4 protein-coding genes are annotated in these 2686 nt (G+C 59.0%); all 4 read right to left on the reverse strand.

The features are described 5' to 3' along the window. Positions 1-29 precede the first annotated feature (29 nt). The 4 genes from ACT3XD_RS19415 to tnpA are packed head-to-tail and all read right to left on the reverse strand — an operon-like array spanning position 30 to position 2601. A complete protein-coding gene (locus tag ACT3XD_RS19415; protein ID WP_022519664.1) occupies positions 30-299 on the reverse strand; it encodes a hypothetical protein in 270 nt (89 codons plus the stop codon). After that, positions 289-1941 (reverse strand): IS66 family transposase, encoded by a 1653-nt coding sequence (gene tnpC / locus ACT3XD_RS19420; RefSeq protein ID WP_022519765.1) that lies wholly within the window; start codon positions 1939-1941, stop codon positions 289-291. The genes ACT3XD_RS19415 and tnpC overlap by 11 nt, the downstream gene beginning before the upstream one ends. A 28-nt stretch (positions 1942-1969) precedes the next feature. Continuing rightward, positions 1970-2314, reverse strand: coding sequence for an IS66 family insertion sequence element accessory protein TnpB (gene tnpB, locus ACT3XD_RS19425; RefSeq protein ID WP_016915087.1), 345 nt, complete (start codon positions 2312-2314; stop codon positions 1970-1972). Then, on the reverse strand, positions 2311-2601 hold the full coding sequence (gene tnpA, locus ACT3XD_RS19430; protein ID WP_022519766.1) for an IS66 family insertion sequence element accessory protein TnpA: 291 nt from the start codon (positions 2599-2601) through the stop codon (positions 2311-2313). The genes tnpB and tnpA overlap by 4 nt, the downstream gene beginning before the upstream one ends. Between the last annotated feature and the right edge of the window lie 85 nt (positions 2602-2686).

The following is a 2686-nucleotide window of genomic DNA, read 5'->3' on the forward strand; positions in this document are numbered from 1 at the left end:
GTAAGCGTTCATTCCAAGACGTAGTTGACCTACTTCACGTCCCGGAGAGGTCTCAATAACTCCGGCGAGACCTTGTACTGCTTCCTGCCATCCTCATCCAGCACGATCACGCTCTTGCGGTTGATCTTGGTGACAATCCCCAGCACGGGGCCTTCCCGGCTCTCGAAGGTCACTTTCAGGCCCACCCGCAACTGGCTCAGCGCCTGGAGGTTCTCCCGGTCACGCAGTTCATCAATTCGCCGGCAGATGTATTGATTCAGTTCCAGCAACTGGTCGATGCTCATGTCGTCAATGCGCATGAACGGTGGCCTCCGGCTGTTTGTTCTGTCGGTCAGGATGGCGTGGATCGATCAGCGCCCGTAGCGGATTCTCGGCGAACCGGGTTTTCCAGAGACGAGGCGTCAGGTCGCTGACGTCACTGGCCGGATGCTGGCTGATGCGTTGCAGCACGTCCACCAGGTAAGTGTAGGGGGTAATATTGTGCAGCTTGCAGGTGCTGATCAGACTCTGGATGATGCCCAGGTGTTCCGCCCCCAATTCAGTCCAGCAGAACATCCAGTTTTTCTTGCCCATGGGAATGGGGCGTAGTGCCCGCTCGAGGTGGTTGGTGTCTGGCTGCACGTCTGGGTTTTCCAGGAATACGCTCAGGCTGGCTTCCCGGCTGAGCACGTAGTTCAGAGCTTTGGTCAGTGGATCGCTCGGCACCAGGCCGCCTGACGCCAACTGATCCCGGCACCACTGGAAGAAGCCGCTAACGACCGGTTTCGAGTGTTCCAACCGGTACTGACGTTTCTTCTCGCCAGTCAGCCCGTGGGTTCTGATGGTTTCTTCATTCCGGTACAGCGCTGCGATTCGTTGCAGGGCCTCGGTGACGGTTTCCGGGTGATCCTTCTGCGCCTCGATAAAATAACGGCGGCTATGCACCCAGCACTGGGCGTGGGTGACGTTCTCTTGGGCAGCAGCGTAGCGGGCATAGGCCGCGTAGCCGTCACTGATCAGCGTGCCGTTGAACGATTCGCTGAGGATGGCTTCGATGTGGGCACGCCCACGGCTGTTCGAGTAGGTGAACACCACCTCGTCGGCATCGCCGTATAACGGCCAGAACCAGCCGGATTTCAACTTGCCTTTTTGCGGGCCCGCCCGACCCTGGTGACCGGCCTTGATCGGCGTTTCATCCATGGCCAGCACCCGACTGCGCAGCACGTTGTCGGTCTGGGCATCCACAATGGGCCGAAGCAGGTCGATCACGCGCTTGACCAGATTGGTCAGGGTGCTGCGGCTGATTGTGATACCGGCTTGCTGGATGCGCTGGTGCTGACGGTACAGCGGCAGGTGGAACTGGAACTTGTCCACCAGCAACCCGGCCAGCAGACTGACATCGGCCAGGCTGTTGTCCAGCACGTTGAACGGGGCCGGCGTGGTGATGGGCTTGTCACTCCCCTTGCGCCGGAACACCGGGCGCTCCACCTTCAGCACCACGTAACTGGAGGCCCGCTGGGCCAGCCGGTAGGTGGTCTTACTGCCGATTACTTCGTACTGATCGGCCTCCGGCCCTGTCAGCTCTGGCGGCAGATACTCTATGACTTCCACCGGCACATCAGAGGTAAAGCGCAGACCGGTGTCGTTCAGGCAGCCATCGTCGCGCTGCTTCTTGCCGGTGCCACGCTGATAGGCCTTGATGGGGCGTTCTTCTTCGTCAGCAGGCGGCGCCGGTAGCGGCGCTTCCTCTGGCTGGAACAAGCTGTCCTGCCCGGGAAGATCGAACACCTGCTTCTCGGATTTGGGACCGAACAGCTGCTTTTTGAACCAGTCCAGTTGATGCGTCAGCTGACGAATCGCTTCTGCCTGGGCTCCCAACTGCTCCCGCAACACGGCATTCTCCTCGGCCAGAGCCGAGTAGGAAGGTGCATTGGAAGAAGGAGCGGAAGCGGTTGAATTCATGGCCGATATTATATCGAAAGTCGGCCTTCTATACCCCTCGAAAACGCTTGAACTGGCGATATTTCTGCACCTCGATGCCATCGATCAGCAGTTGCAGATCCGTCAGGGTCAGGGCTCGCTGCCCGGAGGCGGATAACGGCACCCGGAACTGGCCCTGCTCCAGGCGCTTGGCCCACAGGCAATAACCGGTGGCGGTGAAGTACAGCATCTTCATCTGGGTCTTGCGACGATTGACGAAGACGAAATACTGGCCACTGAGCGGGTCGTGCTTCAACTGATTCCGAACCAGGGCGCTCAGGCCCCGGAAGGATTTGCGCATGTCTGTGGGTTCGGTACATAGCCAGATGCGCGCCTGGCTATCGAGCCCGATCATCCGTTCTGGCTCAGCCGTAGCTCGACGCCGTTACCCAGGCTGAGCACAATATTCCAGCCTAAGCCGGATGATGGCGACGTGCCCATCAGTGACGACAAATCGAGAAAGCTGGCTTCTCCAGAGTCTGTCGAATTATCGGTCGGCTGATCGGACAGGCGCTTTCGCCAGTTGCAGAAGCTGGAATAGCCAATGTTCTCTTGTTTACAAAACTGCGAAGCTGACAGACCACTGTCACGATGCTGGTCAACCAGGGCCTGCCACTGTTCCGGGGTGCGGTGCTTTCTCATGGGGGTAACCTCGTGTGGGCAAATGTGAGGTTACTGTAGGGCGAATGTCAGCCGGGCGGCAGGACGTCTTAGAATGAACGCTTAC

The organism is Halomonas sp. AOP7-B1-5, from assembly GCF_052353045.1.
GTDB lineage: Bacteria > Pseudomonadota > Gammaproteobacteria > Pseudomonadales > Halomonadaceae > Vreelandella > Vreelandella colorata.